This is a genomic window from Novosphingobium chloroacetimidivorans (assembly GCF_014204535.1).
Classification (GTDB): domain Bacteria; phylum Pseudomonadota; class Alphaproteobacteria; order Sphingomonadales; family Sphingomonadaceae; genus Novosphingobium; species Novosphingobium chloroacetimidivorans.
Genome location: NZ_JACHLR010000010.1, coordinates 1 through 26201 on the forward strand (window position 1 = coordinate 1; position 26201 = coordinate 26201).

At 64.9% G+C, this 26201-nt stretch carries 26 protein-coding genes; 23 read left to right on the forward strand and 3 right to left on the reverse strand.

Annotation, left to right across the window (positions count from 1 at the left end; genetic code table 11):
* The first annotated feature begins 113 nt into the window (after nt 1–113).
* The 6 genes from HNO88_RS12170 (at nt 114) to HNO88_RS12195 (ending at nt 8944) form a co-directional block, all read left to right on the forward strand.
* A complete protein-coding gene (locus tag HNO88_RS12170; protein ID WP_184245520.1) occupies nt 114–4127 on the forward strand; it encodes a strawberry notch-like NTP hydrolase domain-containing protein in 4014 nt (1337 codons plus the stop codon).
* A gap of 131 nt (nt 4128–4258) precedes the next feature.
* On the forward strand, nt 4259–6466 hold the full coding sequence (locus tag HNO88_RS12175; RefSeq protein ID WP_184245522.1) for a ParB/RepB/Spo0J family partition protein: 2208 nt from the start codon (nt 4259–4261) through the stop codon (nt 6464–6466).
* An 84-nt stretch (nt 6467–6550) separates the two neighbouring features.
* Nucleotides 6551–7525: an ArdC family protein gene (locus HNO88_RS12180; RefSeq protein WP_184245525.1), complete on the forward strand. Its 975-nt coding sequence runs from the start codon at nt 6551–6553 to the stop codon at nt 7523–7525.
* Nucleotides 7526–7581: 56 nt separating this feature from the next.
* Nucleotides 7582–8169, forward strand: coding sequence for a DUF6927 domain-containing protein (locus tag HNO88_RS12185; protein ID WP_246381659.1), 588 nt, complete (start codon nt 7582–7584; stop codon nt 8167–8169).
* A gap of 23 nt (nt 8170–8192) precedes the next feature.
* Nucleotides 8193–8411: a hypothetical protein gene (locus tag HNO88_RS12190; protein ID WP_184245530.1), complete on the forward strand. Its 219-nt coding sequence runs from the start codon at nt 8193–8195 to the stop codon at nt 8409–8411.
* Nucleotides 8408–8944 (forward strand): thermonuclease family protein, encoded by a 537-nt coding sequence (locus HNO88_RS12195; RefSeq protein WP_184245533.1) that lies wholly within the window; start codon nt 8408–8410, stop codon nt 8942–8944. The genes HNO88_RS12190 and HNO88_RS12195 overlap by 4 nt, the downstream gene beginning before the upstream one ends.
* Here HNO88_RS12195 and HNO88_RS12200 read toward each other — a convergent pair.
* Nucleotides 8928–9419, reverse strand: coding sequence for a hypothetical protein (locus HNO88_RS12200; protein ID WP_184245535.1), 492 nt, complete (start codon nt 9417–9419; stop codon nt 8928–8930). The genes HNO88_RS12195 and HNO88_RS12200 overlap by 17 nt on opposite strands.
* Nucleotides 9420–9588: 169 nt before the next feature.
* Between HNO88_RS12200 and HNO88_RS12205 the strand changes: the two genes are divergently transcribed.
* From HNO88_RS12205 to HNO88_RS12240, 8 genes are all read left to right on the forward strand, one after another.
* A complete protein-coding gene (locus HNO88_RS12205; protein WP_184245537.1) occupies nt 9589–10845 on the forward strand; it encodes a hypothetical protein in 1257 nt (418 codons plus the stop codon).
* 34 nt (nt 10846–10879) lie between these two features.
* Nucleotides 10880–11680: a Mom family adenine methylcarbamoylation protein gene (locus HNO88_RS12210; protein ID WP_184245539.1), complete on the forward strand. Its 801-nt coding sequence runs from the start codon at nt 10880–10882 to the stop codon at nt 11678–11680.
* Nucleotides 11681–11738: 58 nt separating this feature from the next.
* Nucleotides 11739–12050 (forward strand): hypothetical protein, encoded by a 312-nt coding sequence (locus HNO88_RS12215; protein WP_184246030.1) that lies wholly within the window; start codon nt 11739–11741, stop codon nt 12048–12050.
* Nucleotides 12051–12168: 118 nt separating this feature from the next.
* On the forward strand, nt 12169–13134 hold the full coding sequence (locus HNO88_RS12220) for an adenine nucleotide alpha hydrolase family protein (RefSeq protein ID WP_184245541.1): 966 nt from the start codon (nt 12169–12171) through the stop codon (nt 13132–13134).
* Between the two features lie 229 nt (nt 13135–13363).
* On the forward strand, nt 13364–13471 hold the full coding sequence (locus HNO88_RS22305; RefSeq protein ID WP_246381664.1) for a DUF3768 domain-containing protein: 108 nt from the start codon (nt 13364–13366) through the stop codon (nt 13469–13471).
* A gap of 115 nt (nt 13472–13586) precedes the next feature.
* The gene (locus HNO88_RS12230; protein WP_184245543.1) at nt 13587–13934 is read left to right on the forward strand and encodes a hypothetical protein; all 348 of its coding nucleotides are present in this window, start codon (nt 13587–13589) and stop codon (nt 13932–13934) included.
* Nucleotides 13888–14406, forward strand: a complete 519-nt coding sequence (locus HNO88_RS12235) for a hypothetical protein (protein ID WP_184245545.1) — start codon at nt 13888–13890, stop codon at nt 14404–14406. Before HNO88_RS12230 ends, HNO88_RS12235 begins: the two co-directional genes overlap by 47 nt.
* A gap of 570 nt (nt 14407–14976) precedes the next feature.
* Nucleotides 14977–15294, forward strand: a complete 318-nt coding sequence (locus tag HNO88_RS12240; protein WP_184245547.1) for a single-stranded DNA-binding protein — start codon at nt 14977–14979, stop codon at nt 15292–15294.
* 417 nt (nt 15295–15711) lie between these two features.
* Here HNO88_RS12240 and HNO88_RS12245 read toward each other — a convergent pair whose 3' ends face one another.
* Nucleotides 15712–16026, reverse strand: coding sequence for a hypothetical protein (locus HNO88_RS12245; RefSeq protein ID WP_184245548.1), 315 nt, complete (start codon nt 16024–16026; stop codon nt 15712–15714).
* Nucleotides 16027–16225: 199 nt separating this feature from the next.
* Between HNO88_RS12245 and HNO88_RS12250 the strand changes: the two genes are divergently transcribed.
* The 7 genes from HNO88_RS12250 to HNO88_RS12280 all read left to right on the forward strand — a co-directional run bounded on the left by HNO88_RS12250 (nt 16226) and on the right by HNO88_RS12280 (nt 22489).
* Entirely contained in the window at nt 16226–16543 is a 318-nt protein-coding gene (locus HNO88_RS12250) for a hypothetical protein (protein WP_184245551.1), read from the forward strand.
* An 818-nt stretch (nt 16544–17361) separates the two neighbouring features.
* Nucleotides 17362–18354, forward strand: a complete 993-nt coding sequence (locus HNO88_RS12255) for a DUF2493 domain-containing protein (RefSeq protein WP_184245553.1) — start codon at nt 17362–17364, stop codon at nt 18352–18354.
* Between the two features lie 322 nt (nt 18355–18676).
* A complete protein-coding gene (locus tag HNO88_RS12260) occupies nt 18677–19018 on the forward strand; it encodes a hypothetical protein (protein ID WP_184245555.1) in 342 nt (113 codons plus the stop codon).
* Nucleotides 19019–19749: 731 nt separating this feature from the next.
* On the forward strand, nt 19750–20514 hold the full coding sequence (locus HNO88_RS12265) for a hypothetical protein (protein WP_184245557.1): 765 nt from the start codon (nt 19750–19752) through the stop codon (nt 20512–20514).
* A gap of 100 nt (nt 20515–20614) precedes the next feature.
* Complete coding sequence (locus HNO88_RS12270) at nt 20615–20833, forward strand: hypothetical protein (RefSeq protein WP_184245559.1); 219 nt, start codon at nt 20615–20617, stop codon at nt 20831–20833.
* Between the two features lie 8 nt (nt 20834–20841).
* Complete coding sequence (locus tag HNO88_RS12275; RefSeq protein WP_184245561.1) at nt 20842–21819, forward strand: deazapurine DNA modification protein DpdA family protein; 978 nt, start codon at nt 20842–20844, stop codon at nt 21817–21819.
* A gap of 103 nt (nt 21820–21922) precedes the next feature.
* Nucleotides 21923–22489, forward strand: a complete 567-nt coding sequence (locus HNO88_RS12280; protein WP_221419994.1) for a hypothetical protein — start codon at nt 21923–21925, stop codon at nt 22487–22489.
* A 122-nt stretch (nt 22490–22611) separates the two neighbouring features.
* Here the strand turns inward: HNO88_RS12280 and HNO88_RS12285 are convergent, their stop codons facing one another.
* Nucleotides 22612–22830: a hypothetical protein gene (locus HNO88_RS12285; RefSeq protein WP_184245565.1), complete on the reverse strand. Its 219-nt coding sequence runs from the start codon at nt 22828–22830 to the stop codon at nt 22612–22614.
* A gap of 514 nt (nt 22831–23344) precedes the next feature.
* Here HNO88_RS12285 and HNO88_RS12290 point away from each other — a divergent pair.
* Together HNO88_RS12290 and HNO88_RS12295 are read left to right on the forward strand one after the other, a co-directional pair.
* On the forward strand, nt 23345–23767 hold the full coding sequence (locus HNO88_RS12290) for a type II toxin-antitoxin system TacA family antitoxin (RefSeq protein ID WP_184245567.1): 423 nt from the start codon (nt 23345–23347) through the stop codon (nt 23765–23767).
* The gene (locus tag HNO88_RS12295; protein WP_184245569.1) at nt 23760–26201 is read left to right on the forward strand and encodes a type IV secretion system DNA-binding domain-containing protein; all 2442 of its coding nucleotides are present in this window, start codon (nt 23760–23762) and stop codon (nt 26199–26201) included. Before HNO88_RS12290 ends, HNO88_RS12295 begins: the two co-directional genes overlap by 8 nt.

Genomic DNA, 26201 nt, shown 5'->3' on the forward strand with positions numbered 1-26201 from the left:
TCGTATCGGCAAGCTGCTCGATCGCTTCCTGCCAGACGAATGCGCCAACTTCTTCCAAGCCGCAGGATATCAACGCTCATGCTGAAAATGCTCTAGTGCGCCACCTGCAGGGAATGTCGCCGCCGTGTGTGTTTGCCGACATCGCCTCTCGCCATGCGTTGCTGCAGACGTTGCCGACCCAGACTGTTCGCAGCGAGGAGCAGATTGCCTGGCAGCAGTTCTCGACGCCGATGGACCTGGCGGCGCTGGCGGTGATCGTGGCGCAAGCTACTCCCGATGACATCGTGCTGGAGCCAAGTGCGGGCAACGGGCTCCTCATCGCCCAGCTCGCGCCGGTCGCCACCCTGCAGCTCAACGAGCTCGACGAGCGCCGACGCCGTCACCTCGCGCGTTCCTTCCCTTCCGCAAAGATCTCCGGCCACGACGGCGCGGCGATCGGCAGCGTCATGGCACACTTGCCTCGACCGACGCTGATCCTCATGAACCCGCCGTTCTCGCGCTCGCTCGGGCGCGGCGCCGATCAGAATGCGGCTGCACGCCACCTGCAGGCCGCTCTTCGCCGGGTCGCACCTGGTGGCCGTGTCGTGGCGATCATGCCTGACTGGTTTACCAATAGCGCGCGCATGAAGACCGTCTATGAGACCGTTCTGCGCGACACGACCGTCCAAACCTCGCTGCGCGTGGAGCGGTGCTACGAGAAGCACGGCACCAGCATCGCGGTGCGGCTCTACGTGATCGACAAGAAGCCGGGCCATATTGCCCCAACCGTCATCCAGCGCACCGGCGTGCTCGACCTGCTCGATGCCATCTCGCTCGTACCGCGCACGAAAGCCGCTTCGACATCCGGTATGCCGGCACCCATCAAGCGCTCGTCGTCGCTGTTCAAGGCCGTCCGTTCGACTGGGCAGGCCGCGCCGACGATCGTGCGCAATCCGGTCATCAACCAGGTCCTGCCCGTAGCTTACGCGCCGCTGGAGCAGCCCAGGCCGCTCGGCGAACAAGTCGGCGTCTACCTGCCATATCGCCCGAGCCGCCTCGACTTCTCCGCCGCCGGCGAGCACCCCACCGCATTGGTCGAATCCGTGGCGATGGGCTCGATCGCGGCACCCCGGCCCGACTACGTTCCGCATCTGCCGGAACGGATCGTCACGGAGCGCACCCTCTCGGAGCCGCAGCTAGAGACGCTGGTCTACGCCGGCACGGCATGGAGCCAGTGGCTTCCCGGCAAGTTCGTGCCTGCGAAGGAAGGCGTTGGCTTAACGCTGTCAGACGAGGGCCGCGAGTACCGCAAAGGCTACTTCCTGGGGGACGGCACCGGGGCAGGGAAGGGGCGTCAGATCGCCGCGTGCATCCTCGACAACTGGCTGCAAGGGCGCCGGCGCGCCATCTGGGTGTCTAAGAACGAGCAACTGCTCGAAGACGCCCGACGCGACTGGTCCGCGCTCGGGGGCCTGTCGGCCGACGTGCAGCCGCTCTCCAATTGGAAGATCGACGAGGCGCTGACGCTCGCCGAAGGTATCCTGTTCGTCACGTATCCGACCCTGCGCTCGCAGCGGCAGGACAGCAGCCGATTGAAGCAGATCACCGATTGGGCAGGGCCCAACTACGAGGGTGTGATCGCATACGATGAGGCGCATGAGATGGGCGGGGTTGCAGGCGGAGAGGGGGCCATGGGCGTGAAGGCCGGCTCGCAGCAGGGCATCTGCGGCGTGCTGCTCCAGAACAATCTACCCGCTGCTCGCGTCCTCTACGCCTCCGCGACCGGCGCATCCGAGGTCAACAACCTCGCATATGCTGTCCGGCTCGGCTTGTGGGGACCGGGCACGGCCTTTGCCAACCGCGAGCAGTTCATCACCCAGATCCGCTCGGGCGGCGTTGCCGCCATGGAGCTCGTTGCCCGCGATCTCAAGGCGACCGGGCTCTATGCCGCGCGTGCCTTGAGCTTCGCCGGAGTCGAATACGACATCTTGAAGCACGATCTCACGCCCGACCAGATCGAGATCTACGACGCCTACGCCGACGCGTGGATGGTCATCCACCAGCATGTCGAGAGAGCGCTGGAGCTGACCGACGTGGTCGACGGGCTCGAAGGCAAGACGCTCAACGGCGGCGCCAAAGCGGCCGCGCGGTCGCGCTTCGAAAGCTGCAAGCAGAGGTTCTTCGGTCAGGTCCTGCTCAGCATGAAGATCCCGACGCTCATCCACGCGATCGATGGGCATCTGGCGAACGGCAAGTCCATCGTGATCCAGCTGGTCACCACGGCCGAGAGCATCCTCGATCGCCGTCTCGGTCAGCTCTCGCCCGAGGAGCGCGCTAATCTCGACATCGACCTGTCGCCGCGCGAGTACGTCATCGACTATCTCGAACGGGCCTTCCCGACCCAGCAGATGCAGGTGTTCACCGACGATAACGGCAACCCGCGATCGGCGCCGATGTATGACGAGGCTGGTCACCCGGTCCACAATCCCGAGGCGATGGCGGCCAAGGCCGAACTCATCGAGCGTCTCTGCGTCATGCCGCCGATCCGGCCTGCTCTCGATGCTGTCATCGAACACTTCGGCACCGATGCGGTGGCCGAGGTGACAGGCCGCACCAAGCGGCTCGTGAACGCGCCTGACGGCAGTCAGAAACTGGAATCGCGCAGCACCCGTACAAGCCAGGCCGACGCCGCGGCGTTCATGGCCGGAACCAAGCGGATCCTCGTCTTCAGCGATGCCGGTGGCACCGGGCGCTCGTACCATGCGAGCCTCGAGGTGGCGAACCAGCAGCAGCGCGTCCACTTCCTGCTCGAACCCGGTTGGCGTGCCGATCGCGCCATCCAGGGTCTTGGCCGGACCCACCGCACGCACCAGGCGAGCACGCCGCTGTTCACGCCGCTCACCACCAACAGCCGCGGCGAATTGCGCTTCACCAGCACGATCGCGCGCCGGCTCGACACGCTCGGCGCCCTCACGCGCGGCCAGCGCCAGACCGGAGGCCAGAACCTGTTCGATCCGGCCGACAATCTCGAAAGCGAGTACGCCAAGGCTGCGCTCGTGACCTGGTTTCACTTGCTCGTCGCCGGCAAGCTCACCAGCACCAACCTGGGCGATTTCGAGGACCGTACCGGCCTTGAGCTTACCGGCAGCGACGGCATCATCGTCGACGAGCTACCGCCCATTCAACGCTTCCTCAACCGCCTGCTGGCGCTGCCGATCGCGCTTCAGAACGCGATCTTCGACGAGTTCCTGGACCTGATCGAAGCCCGGGTCGCCGCCGCGCGCGAAGCCGGCACGCTCGATGCCGGGGTCGAGACGATCACGGTCGAGAAGGCACGCGTGATCGATGACACGGTGCTGCGCACAGATCCGCACACCGGCGCGACCTCGCACCTGGTCACCCTTGAGGTGGAAAAGCGGCTGAAGTCGGTCACTCTCGATCGCATCATGAGTATCGCCCAGTTCGACGACAGCTCGGCTTTCGTGCGCAACACCAAGTCCGGCCGAGTCGCGCTGCGCCTGTGGACCCGCTCGATGATGCTGGAGACAGGCGAGGTCCTGCGCCGCTTCTCGCTGATGCGGCCGGTGAGAACCGAGACCTGGCTCGCGGCCGAGCTCAAGGAATCCGCATGGGAACTGACCGACGAGGACACATTCCGCCGCTTGTGGGATGACGAAGCGCAGGACGCCGGCTCGCGGCTCGAAACGAGCACGATCCGGGTCGCGACCGGGCTTCTCCTGCCCATCTGGTCGGCGTTGCCCAAGGATCACCTCGCCGTGAACCGCATCGTCGACGAGGCAGGTCAGTCCTGGCTCGGCCGCCTTGTGTTCGAGGAGCATGTGCCCGCGCTGCTCAAGACCTTCGGGGTCGACGCCGCGACGAAGCTCAGCCCGGACGAGATGGTGCAGTCGGTCCTCAAGGGCGGCACGGTCGAGATCGCGACACCGTGGCCGATCACGATCCGCAGCAGCATCGTCAATCGGCAGACGCGCACCGAGATCATCGGTGCCCCGGCCGACCAGCTCGCATGGTTCAAGTCGCTCGGCTGCTTCACCGAGATCATCGCCTACAAGACGCGCCTGTTCGTGCCAGTCGATCGGGCGGACAGCATCATAACGCAGCTGACGGCGGGCGCTTGCGCCGCTTGAACGCAGCCGTCGCGTGCCGCCTTTGTCCTTGTGGCACGCACGCGACCGCCGCGGCGGATCCATGGAGAGAAGAGGGAAAGGGAGGGGCAGCTTCGCAAGAGTGACGGAGCGAGTTGGAAGGAGAATATCCCATGTTCGAGTCTATCGCCCTTAGCAAACTGCAGCTTTCCGCCAGCAACGTGCGCAAGGTCCTCAGCCCCGAGGCCGACCTGCAGCTTTCCCACGACATCGAGGCTCGCGGCCTCCTACAGAACCTCATCGTCTCCAAGGCCAAGAAGCGCGGCCACTTCGACGTGATCGCCGGTGGCCGCCGCCTACGCGCCATGACGCTGATCGTCGAGCGCGGCGCCTGGACCAAGGATCACGAAGTGTCCTGCCTGGTCATCAACGGCGACGAGGCCACCATCTCGGAGACCTCGCTCGCCGAGAACTTCCAGCGCATGGCGATGACGCCGGCCGACGAGTGCCGCGCATTCCAGCACTTCATCGGCACCGATGGCTCGATCGACGAGGTCGCCAAGCGCTTTGGCCAGACCCGCCGCTTCATCGAGGGCCGCCTGCGGCTCGCGGCGCTCGCCGAGCCGATCTTCGATGCGCTTGCCGAAGGCAAGATCACGCTCGATCTCGCCAAGGCCTACGCCTCGACCGACAATCACGAGAAGCAGCTGCGGGTCTTCCAGACCTACGGCTCGGGCGGCTACGGCTACGGCAACACCGCTGACTCGATCCGGCGTGCCATTGCCCAGGGTGGTGTAAGCGGCAAGGATCCGATGGCCCTTCTCGTCGGCGAGGACGCCTACGTGGCCGCTGGTGGTCGCATCGAGCGCGACCTGTTCACCGACAAGGCCGATGACACCTGGTCGGACCCGGAAATCCTGGAGCGGCTCGCCGGCGAGAAGCTCGAGACCGAAGCCAAGCGCATCGCCGAGACCTCCGGCCTGGCGTGGATCCGTCCGATCGCGTCGACGGACACCTGGAGCCTGCGCGAGAATCTGCACCGTGTCACCCTGCCGACTGCCCCGCTCAGCGAGGAGGCCCTCGCGCGCATCGCCGAGATCGAAGAGCGCCAGGCAGCGATCGAGGTCGAAATGGAGGGCGAGAGCCTCTCCGACGATGCCTTCGGCGAATTCGAGACCGAATCCGAGAGGCTGGCCGAAGAGCACGAGACGCTCTCGCAAGCGACCCCGATCCTGCCGCCTGAGTGGAAGGACAAGGTCGGTCAGATCCTGAAGCTCTCGCGTGACGGCGAGATGGTGCTCGAGCCCACCTTCTACAGCGAGACCCCGCTGCGCCTCGAGGCCGACGAGGAAGGCAACCTGGTTCCCGCGGCGCCGCAGGCTCCGACCACCGGTGGCTCCGACAACACCCCTGCCAAGCGACCCGAAGCGGTGGCACCGGGCGGCAAGGCACTGAGCGCACGCCTCTACGACGAGCTCGCCGTGCAGCGCCGCGACATCTTGGCTGCCAACATGCTGCGCGACCCCGGGCTCGCGCTCGACTACGCGATCTTCGCGATCGTCGATGGGGCCAGCAGCCTCGGCACGACGATTGGCACTCGCCGCCTCGAGGATCCGAACGTCGGCGACCTGCCCGTTACCAAGGCCCGGGAGGTCCTTGCGGAAGCGCAGGACGCGCTCGACAGCACCTGGACCGAACACGAGTGCGAAGTCGCCCGCTTCGACGCGTTCCGGGCGCTGGACGACGACGCCAAGGGCGCCTGGATCGCCTACTCGGTCGCCATCTCGCTGCAGGCGAAGCCAACTTACGATCAGCGCCAGAACCCGATGCAGAACCGGCTTGGCCAGATCCTCGAGATCGATGTCGCCGCCTGGTGGCGTCCAACCTCGGCCAACTTCTTCGACGGCATCCAGAAGGGCGGCCTGCTGCAACTCCTGCACGATCTGGGCGGCCCCAACCTGTCGAGTCGCTATGCGTCGGCGAAGAAGCCGGAGATTTCGGTAAATTGCGAGAAGCTGTGCGCCGGGCAGGCGATCGTCGAGGACGACGTCCGAGACCGGGCACTGACCTGGGTTCCGAACGCCATGCGCTTCCTTGAGGCGGGCAGCGCCGGAGCCGATCCGCTCGACGCCCTGGGGGACGACGATGAGGACGACACGGCTCCGCTCGACGGCGGTGTTGGCGAGGACGGCGAGCGGGACGCTTCGCTCGACGGAGGCGTGGGCGAGCCCGGGGAGGGCGCGGCCGACGACGAACTGACGGCGCGGCTCGAGGAGCTTGAGGGGGAGGACGGGAACGACCTCGATGACGGACGCGAGAGCGAGTTCTCCGAGACGGATGGCACGCAAGCGGCCGAGCACGAGCAGCTCGCCGCCGCCTGAGCCGCAAGAGCTCCACACCCTCCTAACTACCTGCAGCCGGGGCCAAGCGCTCCGGCTGCTTTTCTTCGTGAAAGGCAAACCCCCATGTCGAAGCCCACCCGCCGTGGAAACGCACCCCGGCGCGATGTCGCGCAGGAGATCACCGACCTCATCATCCGCAAGCTGGAAACCGGCGTCACGCCCTGGCAGCGCCCGTGGCGTACCTTCGGCGCCAGCGGCCGCCCGCTGCGCCACCAGGGCTCTGCCTACACCGGCATCAATGCGCTCTACCTGTGGGCGATCGCCGACAGCGCCGGGTACCGCAGCCGCTACTGGATGACCTACCGGCAAGCGCAGGAACTCGGCGCACAGGTCATCCGCGGCGAGCGCGCGTCGACCAGCGTCTACTTCAACAGTGTCAACCGGTCAGAGACCGATGTCGCGACCGGCGAGGAGACCAACCGCGTCATCCGCTTCATGCGTTCCTATGCAGTCTTCAACGCCGACCAGATAGACGGCCTGCCGGGGCACTTCTACGCAACCGCCAATCCGGTGCCGCCACCGCCGTCCGAGCACCAGGCCGCGATCGACGCGTTCTTCTCGCCCGTGCCCATCGAGGTACGCCATGGTGGCGATCGGGCATTCTACAGCCCGTCGCACGACTTCATACAGCTTCCCCAGCCCGCGGCCTTCAAGTCGGCGCACCATTACGCCGGCACCAAGGCGCACGAGATGGCGCACGCGACCGGTCATCCGGCGCGACTTGCCCGCACCTTCGGCAAGCGCTTCGGCGACGATGCCTACGCAATGGAGGAGCTTGTGGCCGAGATCTGCGCCGGGTTCGTCGGCGCCGAGCTCGGACTTCCGACCGAGCTGCTCGACAACCACGCCAGCTACCTCGATCACTGGCTGCGCGTGCTGCGCGCCGACAAGACCGCCATCATCTCGGCCGCATCCAAAGCCGAACAGGCCTTCAAGTGGCTGAGCAGCTTCTCAGCGCCGCAGGAGCACGCGGCCGACGCGACCGGCGACAACGCCGCTGACGAACTCGCTGACGACGCAGCCGCCCTTGCGGCCTGATCCCACACACCAAGGAGAACACCATCATGGGATGGCTTTTCATGTCTCGCTTCTCGATGGGAGGCTTCGAGACCCCCAAACAGTACCTGGATGACCAGTTCACGTATTCGCGTGAGTCTGAGGGGAAGACCTATGGCCTGCGGGTCCTTGGGTCGGCTTGCGTCGGCAACCGGGTCTACTACGCAGCCTGTGAGCCGACCCGAGCGGGCGCGGTCGGGCCGGCTTTCGCCGTCATCTGCCTGGTGCGCTGGAACCCGCGGTCACCCACCAACGAGCACTTCGGGTACAAGGACATGACCGAAGACATGGGCCCCTGCGAGGTAAGCTGTCCGGCGCGCATCCTCGATCTTCTCGGACCAACCCAGAAAGAGTATGCCACCGCATGGCGCGCGGCATGCCGGGAGACGATCGCCAAGCGCAAGCGCGACCTGCCCGATGGCGGCATACTGCGCTTTGAAGAGCCGATCCGCTTCACCGACGGCTATGTCGGTCAGGAGTTCAAGATCGAGCGGGCAGGACGCAACGTCCGGCTTATGGCCCTGGACAACCACGGCCGCTACACGGTCAGCCGCCTGCGCGAGCGGGATTGGCGGATCATCCCCCAACCCAAGGTTCATGCGGCGGTCTTCCCGCCGCGCGCATGATGGTCCGCTCGAAAGGCTTCACTATGCCTCACCACCCGCCTGCAGCGTTCTCGCGTCTGCGCACGCTACTTTGCAGCCGGGAGAACGCCGACCGGATCGCCACCCGCGTCTGCGAAGAGACCCGTTCGCCCGTGTCCGTGCTACGCACGGACTTCCCCTTGCAACCATTCCGCGTCATCGCGTCGCGCGACGTCGAGCCTGTGCTCAGCGGCATGGTCGAACACGAGTTGATGATCCTATGAGGCGCGTCGCACTTCTTCTTTCCTGCGCCCTTCTTGCCGGGTGCAACCAAGCCTCCGGCGGCGCAGCTCCGGACACACTGCAGGCGTCCGCCGACGCAGTCGACGGAGACACCGTCTCGGTCCACTTCCGCTTGCTCGGCGTCGACGCCGTCGAACGACGCCAGCAGTGCGAGCGGAAAGACCGTTGCTGGAAGTGCGGCAAGGCTGCATCGAGCCTCGTCTCGGATGTGCTCGATCGGGCGCCGGCGACGATCGCGATGACTGGCGAGGAGACCTACGGGCGCCCTGTCGCCATTGTCAGCGCTGGCGGCAAGGATCTGGGGCTAACCCTGATCCGTACCGGTTTTGCCGTTCCGATGGCCCAGTACCTGCGCGACGATCCGGAACGGCTTCGCGCCTACGAGGAGGCCTATGCAGCGGCCAAGGCCGACCGCATAGGGATGCACGCGGGCGAGTGGATCGAGCCAGGCGAGTGGCGCAAGGGCCGCCGCCTCTCGTGCGAGAGGCGGCCCAGTCTTAGTACGGCCCGGTGATATCCGGGTCGAGATACCAGGACGGTCCCTCGACGAAGTTAGGATCGGCGTTGACCAGCGGCCCGTCGGGCTTGGTCGACACATAGGGATTGACCAGCGGCATGGTTCGCGACTTGTCGTGCGCGAGACGCGTTGTCAGCTGGGCGCGCTCCAGCAGCTTCTCCTCCAGCCACATGAGGTCATCGAGGACGCGCACCACGCCGCGTCCCGCGAGGCTGAAGTAGAGGCAGCGCTGATAGTCGTCACACCCGGTCGAAAGGATACGCGCGAGCCGCGCCTTGCCGCCGATCTCGCCTTCATGGACCCACTGCACCGCCTCGCGCAACTCGCGGGCCGCGTAATACGCATCTTCCGGGCCAACACCGATCGACAGCGCCGCAAGGGCGCGCCGGGTGGGCGTGTTGAGAGGATCAAGACTTTCGTCTCGCAGGTTCAGGTCGAGATCGAAACGATCAACAAAAGCATTGGCCTTCATCTTACACTCCTCCTGCGTAGGAACGTAACGTGAACATATGGCGCCGTCAACCGATCCTCTCTCTTCTTCGCGGCTTCTTTGACTCTGCTTAAGAGCTCAGCTGAAGGCCAGGAGAGGAGGGGGAGGGTACCCGTGCGTCCGACGAACGGACGTCATGGAGATCCGCGAGATGACCGAACCCTTCATCGTCACCGAGGCGAGCACCTGGATCGCCCGCGGCCGAACTCCCGAGCATGCCGAGGCTTTGGCGCAGGCGTGGCGAGACTTCCCCGACCTTCAACCAAGCGCGCCTCTGGCGGACCGCATGGAACGCATGCGCCAGCGCGTGGCGGCCATGCGCCCTGTGAACGACGCGATCTCGGAACAGACTGCCCGGGACCGTGAGGCCGCCAACTTCGCGTTCACGACGCGGCGGATCGACGCCGGCGCGCACGATGCACGCGACATCGCGATCCTGCATGCACGCGACACCTACGGTTATCGGTGGCTGGCCGCCGTCCGATACAGCGAAGGCCGGCTTGCAGCTGAGGCCGGTTGGACGCGCCGGAACGTCCTCGACGAACCGGAAGCCTATGCCCGGGGCTTCGCAGACGGCGGCGGCGACGAGGCCGACATCTTCGATGCGGCGCGCCGCAGCTTCGCCGCCGCACGAGACGCCGCCGCATTGAAAGAGGACGCTGCGGCGGGACGTCCACTGCCAAGCACTTGGCCCAAGCCGAGCGATCAACACCGCCCCGCCAGCTGGCCGCGCCGCCTGCTCATCATCGCCGAGCAGCCTGCCTCCTCGCTTGCCTTGCTCGCGCAAGTGCCGATCGGCGCCGTGGTGGTCCTGACGTCCTCTCGCGGCTTCGTCCCGCTTGCCGATCTCGGTAACGATGTGGCCGAGGCAATGACCCCCGCGCAAGCCGACGCCCTGGCTGTCGATCCGACACAGCATGCTTCACTTCTTGCAACCCTCGCGGGTCGCGAGGTCGACGATGTTCTGGTCGCGGCCGATGGCGAGTACCTGCGCGTCATCGACGCACACGCGCGCGCCCTTCCGCTCTGCCGGACCATGGAGCGCACGCGCAACACGCCGCTCCAGCAGCGCCAGCATTTGCGCCTCTGGCTCGCGCGGGGCTTCGCTCCCGGCGAGAACCTGGGTGCCGGCCACATCCGCTGGAGCAAGCGCGCCCAGGGCTTCGCTGCAAGCCTGGGTGAGTTCAAGGCGAGGGTGGATCCATCCCACACGGGCCGGGGTGCCCGTATCCTCATCACGACTGAAGGCGGGCTCCCGGCGACGGGCTTCGCCACGTCTGCCGGCGCGATCCTCGATCCCGAGGTCCAGGTGACCAGCAAGGCGCGGCTCAAGGCCGAGATGGAGCGCGCGCTGCGCGCCTTCGGCGCTGCGACGCGGCTCATCGGCGCCAATCAGGTTCTGGTCTGAGCGACCACTTCCTCCCGAACAAGGCTTACCAACAATGCAGACATCCCGAAGCCAGCGCTGGCGGGAACGGCGTGCCATGTGGTCGACCGATCTCACACTGGTCGATCCGCGCGCCTACAGCGTGGACGTCATCAGCCACGCAGACGCGGCCGCGTTCATCGCCCGGCACCACTACTTGCCGAGCTACCCTGCAGCACAGCTTGCCGTGGGCCTCTTCGGCAAAGGCGCGCGGCTCGACGGCGTCGCCGTCTTCGCGCGCCCTGTCACCGATGCCGTCATCACCGCACATACAGGTTTCGGGGAGCCGGCGCGCGGCACGGTACTATCCCGGCTGATCCTCACCGACAGCGTGCCCCAGAACGGTGAGAGCCTGTTCGTCTCGCGCGCCTTTCGCGTACTGCGCCGCGAACGCCCGACGATCGAGGCCGTGGTCTCCTATTCCGATCCGCAGGCCGGACACATCGGCAAGGTCTACCAGGCCCTGTCGGGCGCTTACCGCGCCACGACCAAGCCGCGAACCGTGCTCCGCCTCGACGGCGCCACGATCTCAGGCCGTACACTGTCGAAGATACGCTCGCTCCACTGCGGTCACGCCGGCGCGATCGACCAGCTCGTGCGGGCAGGACTGCCGGCGCCTTGCGCCGGTGAGCATCCCGCCACCTGGCTCGAGCGCATGCAGCGGGAGCGCCGCCTCCTCCGCCATCGCCAGGAAGGCCTGTTCACCTACTGCTTCGAGTTGACCCGGGAGGCGCGCCGGCGTGGCCGAGCGCTCCCGCGTCTGCCCTATCCCAAGCTCCTGCCGATACCTCACCCGGTGCTGCCGCTGTTCGGCTGACCGGCCGGAGAGAAGAGGGAGGGCATGGGCGTCCACCGACGCCGCCAGGAGAAGTGACATGCCTCTCGCCCCCTCATCCGTCCCCGCTGCCAACATCGCCGAGGTCCTACAGGACGTCGTCGGTGTGATCGACATGAGCGATCCCGAGCACGGGAGCTTCGCCGACAGCGCGGCCGATTGTCTCGACGAGCTGTTGCGCCACGAGACGCCGATCCGCGCGGCGCTCGCCGCGGTCAGCGCGCCGGGCTTCATCAACACATACGGTTGTCCGTGCGGCGCCACCTTTGAGAACCTCTGGCCGGCGCAGTGCGACGACAAGTGCCCCGCGTGCGGGACAACCTGCAGCCCCACCACCAGCGCCGACCAGTGACTCACTTGCGAAAGGATACAACCAAGTCCGAGCGCGTGGCGCCGCCACACTACCCGTCCGAACGGCTTTACTACGAGTAGCGCCTGCGGCCCTGGCCGCTTCTGCAAGGATCCCTTTTATGCCAATTCCCTCCAGCGGCCTTTCGGCCGAGACGACGTCGCGCGCACGTTGCGCGCGTCCTCCCGTCGTTTTGAGCTACGGCGTGGGCGTCGATAGCACCGCGCTGCTCATTGAGCTGGTCTCGCGCGGTGAGGCTCCCGATCTCGTCCTGACGGCCGACCCGGGCGCCGAGAAGCCGGAGACTTACGCCTACCTCGACATGATGCGAGTCTGGATGGCCGAACGCGGCATCCGCCATGAGGTCGTGCGCTACGTCACCAAGCGCTTCAAGAATTACCCGCCCTACCAGGACCTGGCCGGGAGCTTGCTCACCAACGGCTGCCTGCCAAGCGTGGCCTTCGGCAGATCCAGCTGCAGCCTCAAATATAAGGTGGCGCCGCAGGACGCCTTTCTGCGAACATGGTCTCCCGCTCTCGCAGCGTGGGGGCGCGGCCAGAAAGTCGTGCGCCTGATCGGCTACGACTTCTCCGCGCGTGATACCCAGCGCTACCGGCACGCAGCGACGATCGAGGATCCGCTCTACGACAACCAGTACCCCTTGCGGGACTGGCGCTGGGATCGCGACGCCTGCACGAACCGGATCATCGCCGAGGGGTTGCCGGTCCCGCCCAAGAGCTCGTGCGTCTTCTGCCTGGCAATGAAGGAAGACGAGGTCCGCGCGCTTCCGCCTTACTGGCTGCGCATGATCGTTCTGATCGAAGCCCGAGCGGCGCCCCGCCTGCGCAAGGTCGAGGGCCTGTGGCGCCGATCGACCCGATCGCGTCCGGGCCGCATGACCGATTTCATCCGCGCCGAGCGCCTGCTTGACGAGACCGAGATCGACGAGATCATCCGCTCCGCACCCACTGAGCTCGTCCGATATCAGGACGCGGCCGCCAATCATCCCATCGAGATCAGGCCCACACTCGCGACTTGGCTGACACGCTTCCACACCCGGTTCGAGGATCCAGCACCATGCCTGTAATCGACACCGAGGCGATCGCCCGCCTTAATGACCGCGCTCGCCATGGGCTCGATCGTCGCGCGCGCATCGTCATGACACGTACCCTGCTCGGCAAGCTCACCGATGACACGTCGATGGGGAGGTCTTCGCCCAGGCTGCGACGCTGTCGGCCATTCGCAAGTGCACCTTCGGGACCGGAATCCCTGAGCGAAACTTCGCGCGTTTCCAGATCAACGGTACGCCGGCGCTCATGAGGATCGACTACTATGCCGAGGACATGGTCCACGGCGCCGAGGATCCCGCCGACGCTTCCACCACGATCCGCGTCGTCACCATCATGACGCCCGAGGACGACTGACCGGCTGCGCCAACGCACCGGTCAGCGCCTTCCAGCGGTCCGCCGCTTCAATCCATCCAGGTTCAACCCCGCTCCGGGCAAGCCGCCCGGCGCACCATCGTGAAGGAGTACCCACATGACCCCTCAAATCGCCGCTCTGCGCATCGGGCGAAGCATCATCGGCGTCGAAGCCGACATGGATCAGCTCCTTGTGAAATCCAGTCAGCTGATGATCGAGATGGCCTCAGCGCGGGCCGCCACCGGCGTCGAAGCACATACTCTGCAGCAGCCAATGGTCCGGGTCGCCAATCTTCAGCGGTCCCTCATGGAGGCCCGCTCCGAGTTGGTCCGGGCGCACCGCGACCTGTCCAACCTGGCTGAGAAAATGGACATCGGCTTCCAATGCCCGGATTCCGCCTCGCTGGAAGGTGAGACGCATGCCGCGCGTCACTCCGCTGCTGGCACATTGGCTACTCTCGCCTGAAGCACCGAGCGAAACATCAGACGCGCCGGGCAACCGGCGCGTCATCCCTGGCGCGCTTGACGCCCTACTGACCACATTCACGATCGTTTTCGAGAGAACCGCTGAGCAGTTGCTTCATCACTCTGACCAGGAGCAGACCATGAGCCGATATGAATTACAGCCCAAATCCTACACGCCGCGCGTTGCCAGTGTTGTCGTTGGTTGGGACCGACCCCTGAATACCTTCTTCGCGCAGGTGTTCATGAAATCCCGCATTCCGGGTGACGAGCCGGAGGCCACCATCTGGGAGGGTACCGAGTTGGGCCAGATCCAGAGCGCTGCCGAAGCGCTGGCGCTGGTCGACGCATACGCAGACGTGCCGGTAGACATGGCTGCGCGCCTCGAAGCCGACCGAGATAACTCGCGCTCTCAGGCGCACGGCCCGAGGCAGCTTGGCATGAAGCGGCTCATCTTCCCGCCTTCCAACGACTGAACCGTTGCTCCTAGCGGCACAAACCGCCCGCCAGGCTCAGGACCGTCGATCCTGGCAATGACCTGCAGGTACCTTGCAAGGTGGGCCACCCTACACCCAGCGACGTGGAGGCGAGCGACGACAACCATGCCGCGAGTTGCGGGAGAGGGCAGCGGTGCTCGGCCTCGCAGGTAAACGTGAAACCGAGAGATCCCTGGCGCGCCGGTCTCGTTGATGAAGAATGCCCTCGCAGGCGCTTCGCGGGCAGCGAGAGGGTCGGGCAGCGCCCTTGCAGCAGGCCTCGATCGTCTGGTGGAGACGACGGGGCGAGCTAAGACCTTGCTCAGCAGCGGTTCGTCCGTGGCCGGTTAAATCCAGCAAGCTTCCCCGCCGTTGAAGTGCCACCTGCGGCGAGCGCCGGCCGATCACAACCCCCTCCGGTCACCCGTGTTGCCGCTGCGCGGCTGCCCGCGCCAGCTCCCTTCAGGGGTTCCCCTCCCGCTTCGCGTCCGGTGTGATCGGCCAACGCACGCCGCTCTTCGGTGTCACCGGCGGGAAAGCCCGCTGGACCCAACCTAGGAGCGAACCGCCATGAACAACGTCAACCTCGCCGGCCGCGTCGCCAAGACCGAAGCCCGCAACAACGTCACCACCCTGATCGTCGCTACCGACCGCGTGAAGCTGCGCGAGGGCAAGACCTACATCGACGAAGAAACCGGCTACACCGCCAAGGAAACCGAGTTTCACAAGGTCACCTGCTTCAACGGCCTCGGCAAGGCCGCCGCGACCCGCAACCCGGGCGACGTGGTCGCCATCGCCGGCCGCATCCACTACTCGCGCTGGGAAGACCGGGACGGCAACACCCGCTACGGCTGCGAGATCATCGCCGACAAGATCGACTTCTTCTGAGCCTTAGAGGGCGGCGCCAAGGCGCCGCCCTTTCGCTTACGCTCCAGCTGGAGACGCGAACGATGAGAAACTTTCACATCACCGCCGCCACCGCAGATCAAGCCGCCCGCCGCCTCAAGGACCTCGAGCACTACGCCGATCGGCGCGACCAGCTGATCGACATGCTCGACCTAGACGCTCTCGGGCCCGGCCAGCTCTACACCATCTTCCAGGAGCAGGACGCCATCGAGGAGGCGATCGATTGGGGTTACCTCCACGTCGAGCACCTGGCGCGCATGGAAGCTCTCGCGCTGAGCTCGCGCAGCCGGTGCTCTTGGCCGCCTGATTGGTTCCAGGTTCGCGCCAGGGCTTCGCCCTGGCGCTTGGAGTGCGCTGCGAGCGCGGCTCAGCGGCATCGAGCCACTTCGCCGCGATCGCTCACAGACCCTCGGAATTGCACTTGCCAAGGCTCCAGGCGAGACGCGGATGCTGTGCGCCATTCGCCGCATGCTGCCTGATCTGGCTGCAAAGCGATTTCAGTTTGGCTCGGCGCTCCGGCGTCATCTGAGCCGTCCTCGTGCGCGGCTTCGACGTCGTCCCCGATCCTTGCCGCGCGGCGTAGTCCATCGCGCTGTTCATCGCCTCGGTCTGTATCGTCGGACCCCAGTCCACGATCGGAAAGTCGTCCTGCGCCAGTGCCGCGGTCGAGGCGCTGCAGGCGAACGTCACTGCCGCCAGCTTCAGTACCACCATCGAAACTCACCTCCGTCGTGATTTTCCGCCAGACAGCCTGCACAAGACGCGCGACAATACCGCGTCGCTTGCGGCGGTCTGTTGTTCGATCTGGTTGAAGTGCGCGCCTCTTCATCTTCAATCCACCTTGGACTTGTCACTTCCGACGTGCACCATGCTGCGGCTTGGAACAGCAAAGCTAACACGCGAGAGGCGCCCGATGGACGATGAAACCCTGGATGAGATCGCCGACGAGCTGCGTCTGCGCGGTCTTGATGTCCGCCCGCTTGGCTACCGCGGCATCGGATCACTCGCCCCAGTCTGGTCGATCATCGATCCCGTAGAGGACGTCGTCATCCGCATCACGATCACACCCAGCGCCAGCAACACACCCCAATTCTGGGCCGAGGCCTTCTGCAGCGTCAACGCGCGCTATGTCGTGCCCATCATCACCAAGCTGGGCGACGTCGCCAACGAGGTCCTGGTGCGCCGAGCCTGTAAACTGAGGGCCGAGCTCGCCGGCAAGGTCACCGCTTAATCGAGGGCGCAAGGCATGCGCAGATCAGGGGCATCGAACCCCTCTGCTGCGGTGGTCGTTCGAACTACTCATCCGCGCCCGGTTCCTCGCGGCGCAACATCGCCGACAGCTGCGCCGCCGCGTCTCTATCCAACATAGCGGCTGCTGCATCCAGCTGGTGCATCGGCATCTCGTCGCGGCAGGTGCTCAGGGCGACAAGACGAAAAGAGAGGTGCTCCAGAAGGAAGGCTGTGAGGACAGTCCAGGATTATTCGTCACCGGCTATGTTCGGTTACCGAATAACTGGTTTGATCGGGTAAGCGAGGACCTATCAAACGAACAGGCCGGCTGCATGCCGCTGGCGCGGCACCGGGCTCTATTCCGCTAGGCCTTCTCGCATCGCCGGCTGTCGCCGGCCCGCTCAAAGTCCAAGCTCCACCAAGCCCCGCTGCGCGGGTCTCGGCCCTTCGGGTGGCGATCCCTTGCAGAACTATCCCAACCACGCCGCATAACGACGCACCGAGGCAAGGAAGGACGATTTGCTGTTAACCCGCGCCAGCGCGGGGCAAATCGGTTTCTCTCTCTACATCTCGGTATCAGACAAGCTTCATCGCCGTAGTCTGAGGGCCTCCAGCACGCCTCCGTCAAGGATGAGCGGTACCCCCAATTTTGCCGCCGCCCTTCCGCCTGCGGCTCCAGGACGACAACAAAATCGGCTCCCCCACTCCCCGCTTGCGCGGCGGCCTCACGGCCGTCCCTGACCTCGCCGCGCCCGGCCCTCCTGATGAGATTCATCTTTCATCTGAACGAGATGAGAGAGTTCAACAATGGAGGCTTTTATGACCAAGTCGATCAACTCGCTCGTCGAACTCGAACTGCTTTTCAACGACCGCATCGATTACGCTGCCGATCGGGACAGCGCTGGCGCCTACGATCAGGCCTTCATCGAGACCAGCGAGATGGCCAAGCTGAGCATCGTCGACGAGCCCATGGCAACCGAGATGCCTGACCCCGAAATGGCCCGTGCCGCCGTGGAGCTGGCGGTGGGTACGATCTTCGACGTCTTCCGCGACACCCGCATGGAGGAGTTCGCGCAGCAGATCGTCTGGGGCTTCGTCAATTCCTTTCACATGACCGCCCGCCTTGCTGAAGGTCGGGAGGACGACGCCGCCAAGAAGCTTGGTGACCTGGCACGCACCTATGATCCGTCCGAGATCTACGCCGTCGAGCTGGAAGAGACGCAGATGCTCTGCCAGACCCTCCAGGGTTGCCGCGAGGCCCTGGAAGCCATGCGCGACCACGCCTCCGAGGTGTACCGCGTCGAGACCGGCAAGCCCTTCCAGGCCACCCGCGGCTCGCAGGTCTCCAAGAACGGGGTCACCGCGTCCCAGATCGCAGCGCGCGACTTCCTCGCCGCACGGTCGCGTGAGCGTCGCGAGCAGCTGGCGCCTGAAGGTCCGATGGTCCTGGTCTCGGGCGGTCAAGACTGGCACGACCATGAGCAGATCTGGGACCGCCTCGACGACATCAAGGCGCGCGTGCCTGAAATGGTCCTCGCCACCACCGGCATGCGCAAGGGTGTCGACGCAATCGCCGCCAGCTGGGCCGCAGCCCGCCGCGTCAAGCTCATCACCTTCGTTCCGGACCGCAAGCACGGTGCCCGCGCCGCCTTCATCCGCAACGAGAACATGCTCAAGCTCAAGCCGGTCGAGGCCGTCATCTGCCAGGGCTCAGGCATCCAGAGCAACCTTTACGAACTCCTGCGCAAGGCACGCACCCCGATGCACGCCCTGCGCACCGCCAACCAGCGTCCCGACGCCAAGCTTGCGTAACGCCGCCAGCGAGGGGCTTCGCGCTTCGGCTCGAAGCTCCTCGCGCTTCTTTCTTTTGTTGCGCCAGACCGCGGCTCAGGGGCATCGAACCCCTTCGCCGCGAGAGCGCCAGACCGATGGGTCAAGGGTCAAACAGTGGGTCTCTCTAGTCGTCCCAGTGTGTCGGCCGCGCCGGCACGTCTCAAGGACGGCAGGGTCCCACCATTTTCCTACGGAAAATCGTTGCCCCTACCGCCGCTGACGCGGCCGCTTCGCGGTCCTGCGACACGCACCGGCGCGACCGACCCAAGTCCTCCCGTCATTGACACAAAGGAGGAACATCATGCAGATTTCGTTGTTCAGGGCTCTGAAGTCCATTAACATGCCCGACGCCGCCGCCGAGCAGGTGGTGCACGCCTTCGAGGAGCACATCGACATGGCAGTCTCGGAAGCCATGAAGCACTACGATGACCGGATCAGCGCGATGCAGACCGTGCTCGAGGCGAAGATCGACGCCGGCTTCAAGAGCATCGAAGCGAAGTTCGAGGGCAGGTTCACAGGCTTCGAGGGGAAGCTCTCGGGAATGCAGACCTCGATCGACGTGCTCAAGTGGGTCGTCATCACGCAAGCTTCGCTCCTGCTGCTGGCAGGCACCATCGCAGGATACGTCAAGCTGGCGACCTGACAACGTGGGGGCTTCGGCCCTCGCCAGCATCCGAGTGACGAGCCATTCGCGGATGCGGGTGGCCCTTTTCACGTAGGCCGTCGGGCATGACACGCCAGCGGACGTGAGGCGCAGAGGTCGCACGCGTGGCGCGCGGGCAGTGGCCGGCGCGGCAGTCCCTTGCTCGCTGCCGGCCCTTCGGCCATCACCGCTTCGCGCGGTCTGCCTAGCCGGGTCACGGCATCGCCGATCCTCGTGCCGCGCGGCGCATCCGCGCCTGGCGCACGTCGGTCGGCTCGCCTCGCGGTAGAGCTGGTGGCGAGGTCGCTCGCATGGGGCGAGGGCGGTGGCCGGCGCGGCAGTCCCTTGCTCGCTGCCGGCCCTTCGGCCGTCACCGCTTCGTGCGGTCTGCCTAGCCGGGTCACGGCATCGCCGATCCTCGTGCCGCGCGGCGCCTCCGCGCCTTAGCGCACGTCGGTCGGCTCGCCTTGCGGCAGAGCTGGTGGCGAGGTCGCTCGCATGGGGCGAGGGCGGTGGCCGGCGCGGCAGCCCCTTGCTCGTTGCCGGCCGTTCGGCCGTCACCGCTTCGCGCGGTCTGCCTTGCCGGATCGCGGCATCGCCGATCCTCGTGCCGCGCGGCGCATCCGCGCCTGGCGCACGTCGGTCGGCACGCCTCGCGGCACCTCTGAAGGAGGTCCACTGGAGAGGAGAGGGAGGTGGCCGGCTGTCGAACGACAGACCGGAGAAGTACCATGCCCACTTACGAGACCGCTTACATCGGAAGCGCACCCGCCGAGGAGGATTGCGCCCAGGTCGGCCGCACTCCCGACTATGTCAAACACAACCGCCTTGAGGTCGAGATCTACCGTGCTGCGATCATCGCGCGCTTCGGGGTGCCGCCCGAGGGCGTCGTGCTGGAGGCCACATCGTGTCCGCATGATTTCGGATCGTATTACGAGCTTCAGGCTCGCTTCGACTGCCAGAATCCGGTCGCGGTGGCCTATGCCGAGGCGGCTGAGCAGGGGCTCGCCCGCTGGCTCGACACCGGCTTCCTGGCACCGTTCGAGTACGGAGCCGAGGCGACGGTGCGGACCACCAATTACCGCACACGCAATGAGGCGGTGCAACGCGTGATTGTCACGCTCGAGCGCCAGCGTCTCTGCGGCTACGGCACGCCGGCCGAGGCCCTGATCCTTAACAACCTGCGCGCCGCGTTCCCTGCGCCTGCAGAGCAGGCAGACGCCATCCTGCGCCAGATCTCGACCGAGAGGCAGATCCGCAAACCCGAGCATCACAGCGTCGATCTCTACTTCCCCTACAAGCTCACGTTTTTCCCAGAGCTGTTCAACCAGCATCGTGGTTCCGACTATCCCCAGGGCGACGTGATCGACGTCACAGCCCACGAGCTGCGCCTTCAGCGCAGCACCTACATCGTGTGCGACATCGGCTCTGTTCCGACCCTCGATCAGGCCCTGGCGCTCTGCTGGGAGCACATGGCCCGCTACGTCATTCGCTGACGATCAACCTCCCGATCAACACTGGCACAAGCAGCGCGGTGCGGCTCCCCTGCGGGACCCGGCCCGCTGACTTCGCGCGCGCCCCGCCGAGTGAAACGTCATGACCATCATCACCGTCCACCAGTCACTCTCGTTCGAAACAATCACCAAGACTCACCCGCACCGGCTTTCCGCCGAGGCCCACATGACCAAGGTTCTTCGAGCGTACGGCGACTGGCCACAGGACGCCGCCGTGGATGCAGCACGAGCCGGCAGACCGGTTCTCGTGCGCGAAGATGGCGACGACGAAACAATCGAAATCCGCGACGTGGCTGATTGAGCCCTACCATGTCGATCGAGATCATCGTGGGCCTGCCGCACCTTAGCGATGGGCCTATCCTTCGCCGCGCCCGCACCATGCAGGTGCCTGCTCTCATCTCTGCCAATTGCCTGTCCCGCTGGCGCCGCCATGAAGGCTGGCGCCAATGGTCCGGATGGCGGCTTGCCTCTCTCGCAAATGCTCGCGGGCTGCGCAGCCTCGATCTCGATTCCGGAGGCTACGTCGCAATGGTCACCTATGGCGGCATTCCCTGGACCGTTGACGACTACATGGCGCTCGCATCGAGCTTTCCATTCCGCCGCTTCGCGAGCTTGGACTATTGCACCGAGGCTGGGGTAGCCCGCGATCGGGAGGAGGTACTCGATCGATTATCGAGAACGATCCGAGCCAATCGAGACTGCCGCGAGCGCACCAACGATCTTGGGATTGAGGACCGGTTGATGCCGGTCCTGCAGGGCCGTGCCCCGAGCGACTACGAGCGTTGCGCAGATGCCCTCGCGTGGTCGCTGGCCAGCGGAAAGGTAGTCGGCGTCGGAAGCATGTGCCGGCGTCACATCCACGGGCCTGACGGCCTCGTGGCCGTCTTCGAGCACCTCGATCGGATCCTTCCCGATGGCGTCATGCTTCACGGTTTCGGGGTCAAGGGAACGGCACTGTCGTACCTCAAGGGGCTGGAACACCGCATCGCCAGCATCGACAGCCAGGCTTATGGCGTCAGTGCGAGGCAGGACGCTCTTGAGCGGGGCGTGAGCAAGAGTGACGCACTTGTTGCCGACCACCTGGAGAGGTGGACGGCCGCCCAGAGATACCGCGCAGCTGCGCCTGCGCGTGCGACCCAATCCGAACTCGCATTGCCGCCACCGGAGCCGAGCCACAATGACCGCTGGGAAGCCGCGATTGCGACTGCACGCGAGCAGATAAGATCTCTGATCGAGGAGGGCCAACTCGATCATGACGAGGTGACGGCAAGCTGGGTGCAGGAGTGAGCGTGCGACATCTACTACGAGGATCAGGCGGCGCACTGAACCGGGACCTCAGCCATGGGAGAGGAGGGGGATGGAAGAACGCGGTTCTTCCAGGGAGACGAAGATGTCGATCACCTTTTACGTCACCGACCTCGATACGCGCATCCAGTCCGTTCCGGCAACAATCAGCCCCCGCGAACTTGGTTCATTTCGCGCCTTCATGCGCGAGCAGGGTACGGCCACTGAGGATGATCCCGACGGCGAGCCCGAGCGCCTGACCTACGCTTTCGATGCCAGCATCTGCCGGTTCGCCATTGCCTCCATCGCTCGCATCTTCGGTAATCGACACGAGGCGATCGCCGTCATTGAGGAGGCACAGTTTCTTGGTCGATTGCTTTCGTTCCGTCGCAAAGAGGTGACGCACGAACTGTCGATAGAGGTGTCTCAGCGTCTCGATGGCCCAGGCGAATTGGACCTCGCCAATGGGAACGCCTACGCGGTCCTGGAGGCCCTCGATCTTGAGCCCGAAAGCATCGGCGAGATCACATTCGACGAGCTGCGGATGAGGCTGTCGCTACCTACCGTCAGGCAGGCCTTCCGCGATCGACGCATTCACCACCGCCTGCCCTTCTTCGACGTGGCAGCAGCGCTCGATCCCCACGAACAATCCGCTCGGCTAGTCTGGGCATAGCCTCCGCCAGACAGCCGACAAACTAAGGGCACGCTCGCTTACGCGGCGTCCCCTTTTTTGCATGGTGCTATCACGATTGAACCCACTGCGACTTCGTCGCGTGCAGTACCGACATCGCCTCCTCATTCACCCAGGCGCCGCTCCACTTCATCGGGCCCGAGCTTGCGGATCAGATCGAAAATTCCTTTCGCCCGATCCGGCGACAGCTTGAGCAATCCCGAGCGATCCAGGGCCTTGGTGATGAGCTCACGTTCGCGCTCTTCGAGACGCTTCTTTCGCTCCGCGATCTTCTCCTCCTCAGCAGCAATTTGCTGACGTTCTTTTTCCAGCGATGTCGCCATCATTCGTCTCCATTTGGTGGCCCAGGCTGCAACGGGCAGACCCATCAATCGGGCACCCATTTCTATCAGCAGGTACGAGGAACGCCATACATCTTAAGCATGCTGCCCCACGTCCCATCGACAGACACTGGCGTACACAACTCATTGCTATGTCTAACCGTAGGGGACTACGACTACCCTGATATTTGAGCAGCTGATTGCGCGTCTGCGACGCGCGGAAGATGCCGGCGAAGGGCCGGGGTCAAATGCCCATCGGCTGCGCCGATGGGCACCTTTTGCGGCAAGCTTCTCCGGCCTGACGGCCATGAGCGCTGCCCCGGACGCCGCTCAGGATCAAGCAGGCAGGCACAATCAAATGGCACATCCAGAAACGCTAAGTCCCTAAGAACAAGGGAGCACACCGTACACGCCTAGCGTAGGCGTCTTTGCGGCGTTAGTCACTGTTATGTATAGAGGAAAGTTGCTCCCCGGTCCGTGTCATACGCATGTATGACGGTCAGCGGCCTGCGCGGAAATGGCGGGCGACCGCGGGTTTCAACGTCATACCGGTGTATCACGCGCGTTGCCGGTGGACGCTTTCGCTTTAGCCGCCTATAATGGCGTTGCGATACAGAAACCAGGCGCCTTCATCTTCGAAGGTGGTCTGATGAATACCAAAAGACAGGTGCTTACGGTCCGGGTAACGCCGGCCGAGCGAGATGCTCTTAGCCGAGCGGCGGAGGCTCGCGGCAAAACGGTGTCCGAGTGCCTGCGGCTTGCTGTCGCTTTTGGCCTACCGTTTGTTCAAAGTGGCCATGGTCTCGACCTCTACCGAGTCATCGCAAACATCGAGTATCTACAGGCTGCGATCGAGACGATCATAGCCCGCGAGCACTCCGACGTTACGGAGCGGCTACTCGACGTCGCCATCGAGCGCATGGAGCAGTTCCATGCGTAAGGCACAGGCCTCGGATGACATCCGGTTCAACGGCAAAAGCGCCACCATCAAGCACCACTCCGAACGCGGAAAGGTCGTCCGAAATTCGGGCTCGTTCACGCGCGGTTCGCAGCTCGTAACTCACGAGGTCCTGATGACCTGGCAGGGGGTCAAGCTCCCCTTGCAGGTGGTCGCGATCTGCTGGATCGTTCTTTTCTCATCGATCGCCTACTTCTGGCTTTTGCCAGAGGAGCTGACCCTGATCCTCATGCGGATTTGGTCCGGCATCTGGCTCATGATGGACTTCGATCCGGGCAAGCTCATCAACCTTAAGCTCCCCACCGGACGCCTCATTCTGATCCCCATGGGAAGCGTCCAGTACAACAGCTTCGTTGAGGTCGCGGTCGACAAGGGGCTTCGCTTGACGCTCGCTTCGCTGATCGGCGCGGCGTTCCTGACGGTGCCGCTCACTGTGTGGTTCGTGGAGTTCTCGCGCAAGCGCGGGAACGACATTCTTGATGAGCACCATGAGCGTGGATCGATGCTCGTCGAGCATGGCGAGCTGGTCGATGCGATCCGGCGCTACAACATGGGTGAGCTTGCCGGAGACTGCGCCAAGAAGCAGCCGCCACTTGATCCGAAGAAGGTCGCTGCGCTGAGCGTCAAGGAGCGCGCCAAGCGAGGTTTCCATGTTCCCTACAACCTCGCAGGAGTGCCCTACCCTTGGCGGCTAGAGCAGTCGCACACGATGTTCATCGGTACGACCGGCTCGGGCAAGACCACCCAGCTTCGCGCACTGGTCAGCCAGGCCCGCACCCGTGGCCACTCGTGCGTGATCTTCGATCTTACCGGTGCCTTTGTCGAAGCGTTCTATGACAAGGACCGGGACTTCATCCTCAACCCGATGGATACCCGGTGTCCGCCCTGGACAATCTTCAGCGACTGCCAGAACCACGCCGACTTCATGGCGGCGGCGGCAGCGTTGATCCCGAGCTCGGGCGACAACGCCGAGCCGTTCTGGGCGATGGCGGCACGCACCCTCTTCGTCGAGATGTGCATCAAGCTGATCGAGTGCGGCGAGACCACGAACGGCGCCATCGCTCACCGACTGATGCAGGCCGATCTGCCTTCCGTGCACAAGATGCTCGAGAACACGATCGCCGACCCGCTGACCGCGAAGGAAGCGGCCCGAATGGCCGAGTCGATCCGCGCGGTTTTCAACACGAATGGCCAAGCGATCCGCTTCCTGCCTGACCCGGTTCCGGGCGGCGCGCCACCATTTTCGATCAACGAGTGGATGGCCGAAGAGGGGGGCACCGGATCGATCCTCTTCATCTCCTCGACCCATGCCGACCTGACGCTCAATCGCGCGCTCCTGACGCTGTGGATGGATCTTGCCGTCGGCGCGCTGATGAAGCTTCCACGCACTCGTGACCTGCGCACCTGGTTCTTGTTCGACGAGGTTCATGCACTCCACCGCTTACCTGCGATCGAGCATGGGCTGCAGACGGCGCGCGCGTTTGGTGGCGCCTTCATTCTGGGCATGCATAGCTTCAGCAAGCTGGCCGAAACGTATGGCGAGAACGGCGCCGTCCACCTGACCTCGCTTGCCGGCACCAAGCTCATTCTCAAGACCGCCGATATGCCCACCGCGAAAGTCTGTGCGGACTTCATCGGCAACCGTGAGGTGCGCCGTATGGATGAGGCCTACAGCTACGGCGCCAACAGCACTCGCGATGCTGCGACGCTCACGCCGCGCAAGGAAGTCGAGCCGCTGGTGATCCCGGACGACATCAAGGAGCTTCCGTCGATGCACGGGTTCGTGAAGTTTCCTGATGGCTTCCCGGCAGGACGTATCAAGCTCATCTGGCGGGACTACCCTGCAGTCGCAGAGCCCTTCTGCCGCAAGGCCGACATGAAGATGGCGGAGTACAAGCCGCCTGTCGCGAAGAAGGCCGACGAGGAGCAGGGCGGGCGCGAGAACGCGAACGTCAGGCAGGCTCCACCGGAAGCGAGCGGCAAGGGAACGAAGGAGGCTCTCGAGCCGGCTGCACCCGAGAAGGTTGGGATCGAGCAGGCCGACTTGTTCAAGTCGCAGGACCTTCCGCGCGCAGGGCAAGCGAAAGCCGATGATCCGGATGGGCGAGAGGCAAAACCCGTGGACCTGCAGCGCGGGGAGCGCGCGGCGCAGTGGCGGCGTGCCAGTCTTGGGACGCAGGGGGTGATCCCCGGTGAGTCAGCCGACAAGCCGCGCGATCCGACCGAGATGCGAGCGAACGATAACGCCAAGTCGCAGGACCGAACCGAGCAACAGATCAGCTTCGAGGAGCGGCATGGTATCGGCGCGGACGATGGAAGCGCACCCGGCGGCAAGAATCACTCACGGGATCAATCCAGGGATCACGCCAACGACATCGATCCCGGCATCGATGACGATACGGACATGGGGATCTAG

Coding starts and splice junctions, on each gene's coding strand:
- HNO88_RS12285 (WP_184245565.1), bottom strand. CDS start 22,830: ATGGCGACATCGCTGGAAAAAGAACGTCAGCAAATTGCTGCTGAGGAG.
- HNO88_RS12195 (WP_184245533.1), top strand. CDS start 8,408: ATGAGGCGCGTCGCACTTCTTCTTTCCTGCGCCCTTCTTGCCGGGTGC.
- HNO88_RS12245 (WP_184245548.1), bottom strand. CDS start 16,026: ATGGTGGTACTGAAGCTGGCGGCAGTGACGTTCGCCTGCAGCGCCTCG.
- HNO88_RS12295 (WP_184245569.1), top strand. CDS start 23,760: ATGCGTAAGGCACAGGCCTCGGATGACATCCGGTTCAACGGCAAAAGC.
- HNO88_RS12220 (WP_184245541.1), top strand. CDS start 12,169: ATGCCAATTCCCTCCAGCGGCCTTTCGGCCGAGACGACGTCGCGCGCA.
- HNO88_RS12210 (WP_184245539.1), top strand. CDS start 10,880: ATGCAGACATCCCGAAGCCAGCGCTGGCGGGAACGGCGTGCCATGTGG.
- HNO88_RS12235 (WP_184245545.1), top strand. CDS start 13,888: ATGCCGCGCGTCACTCCGCTGCTGGCACATTGGCTACTCTCGCCTGAA.
- HNO88_RS12260 (WP_184245555.1), top strand. CDS start 18,677: ATGCAGATTTCGTTGTTCAGGGCTCTGAAGTCCATTAACATGCCCGAC.
- HNO88_RS12255 (WP_184245553.1), top strand. CDS start 17,362: ATGACCAAGTCGATCAACTCGCTCGTCGAACTCGAACTGCTTTTCAAC.
- HNO88_RS12275 (WP_184245561.1), top strand. CDS start 20,842: ATGTCGATCGAGATCATCGTGGGCCTGCCGCACCTTAGCGATGGGCCT.
- HNO88_RS12200 (WP_184245535.1), bottom strand. CDS start 9,419: ATGAAGGCCAATGCTTTTGTTGATCGTTTCGATCTCGACCTGAACCTG.
- HNO88_RS12240 (WP_184245547.1), top strand. CDS start 14,977: ATGAACAACGTCAACCTCGCCGGCCGCGTCGCCAAGACCGAAGCCCGC.
- HNO88_RS12190 (WP_184245530.1), top strand. CDS start 8,193: ATGCCTCACCACCCGCCTGCAGCGTTCTCGCGTCTGCGCACGCTACTT.
- HNO88_RS12290 (WP_184245567.1), top strand. CDS start 23,345: ATGGCGGGCGACCGCGGGTTTCAACGTCATACCGGTGTATCACGCGCG.
- HNO88_RS12230 (WP_184245543.1), top strand. CDS start 13,587: ATGACCCCTCAAATCGCCGCTCTGCGCATCGGGCGAAGCATCATCGGC.
- HNO88_RS22305 (WP_246381664.1), top strand. CDS start 13,364: ATGAGGATCGACTACTATGCCGAGGACATGGTCCACGGCGCCGAGGAT.
- HNO88_RS12215 (WP_184246030.1), top strand. CDS start 11,739: ATGCCTCTCGCCCCCTCATCCGTCCCCGCTGCCAACATCGCCGAGGTC.
- HNO88_RS12205 (WP_184245537.1), top strand. CDS start 9,589: ATGACCGAACCCTTCATCGTCACCGAGGCGAGCACCTGGATCGCCCGC.
- HNO88_RS12170 (WP_184245520.1), top strand. CDS start 114: ATGTCGCCGCCGTGTGTGTTTGCCGACATCGCCTCTCGCCATGCGTTG.
- HNO88_RS12250 (WP_184245551.1), top strand. CDS start 16,226: ATGGACGATGAAACCCTGGATGAGATCGCCGACGAGCTGCGTCTGCGC.
- HNO88_RS12265 (WP_184245557.1), top strand. CDS start 19,750: ATGCCCACTTACGAGACCGCTTACATCGGAAGCGCACCCGCCGAGGAG.
- HNO88_RS12180 (WP_184245525.1), top strand. CDS start 6,551: ATGTCGAAGCCCACCCGCCGTGGAAACGCACCCCGGCGCGATGTCGCG.
- HNO88_RS12280 (WP_221419994.1), top strand. CDS start 21,923: ATGTCGATCACCTTTTACGTCACCGACCTCGATACGCGCATCCAGTCC.
- HNO88_RS12270 (WP_184245559.1), top strand. CDS start 20,615: ATGACCATCATCACCGTCCACCAGTCACTCTCGTTCGAAACAATCACC.
- HNO88_RS12185 (WP_246381659.1), top strand. CDS start 7,582: ATGGGAGGCTTCGAGACCCCCAAACAGTACCTGGATGACCAGTTCACG.
- HNO88_RS12175 (WP_184245522.1), top strand. CDS start 4,259: ATGTTCGAGTCTATCGCCCTTAGCAAACTGCAGCTTTCCGCCAGCAAC.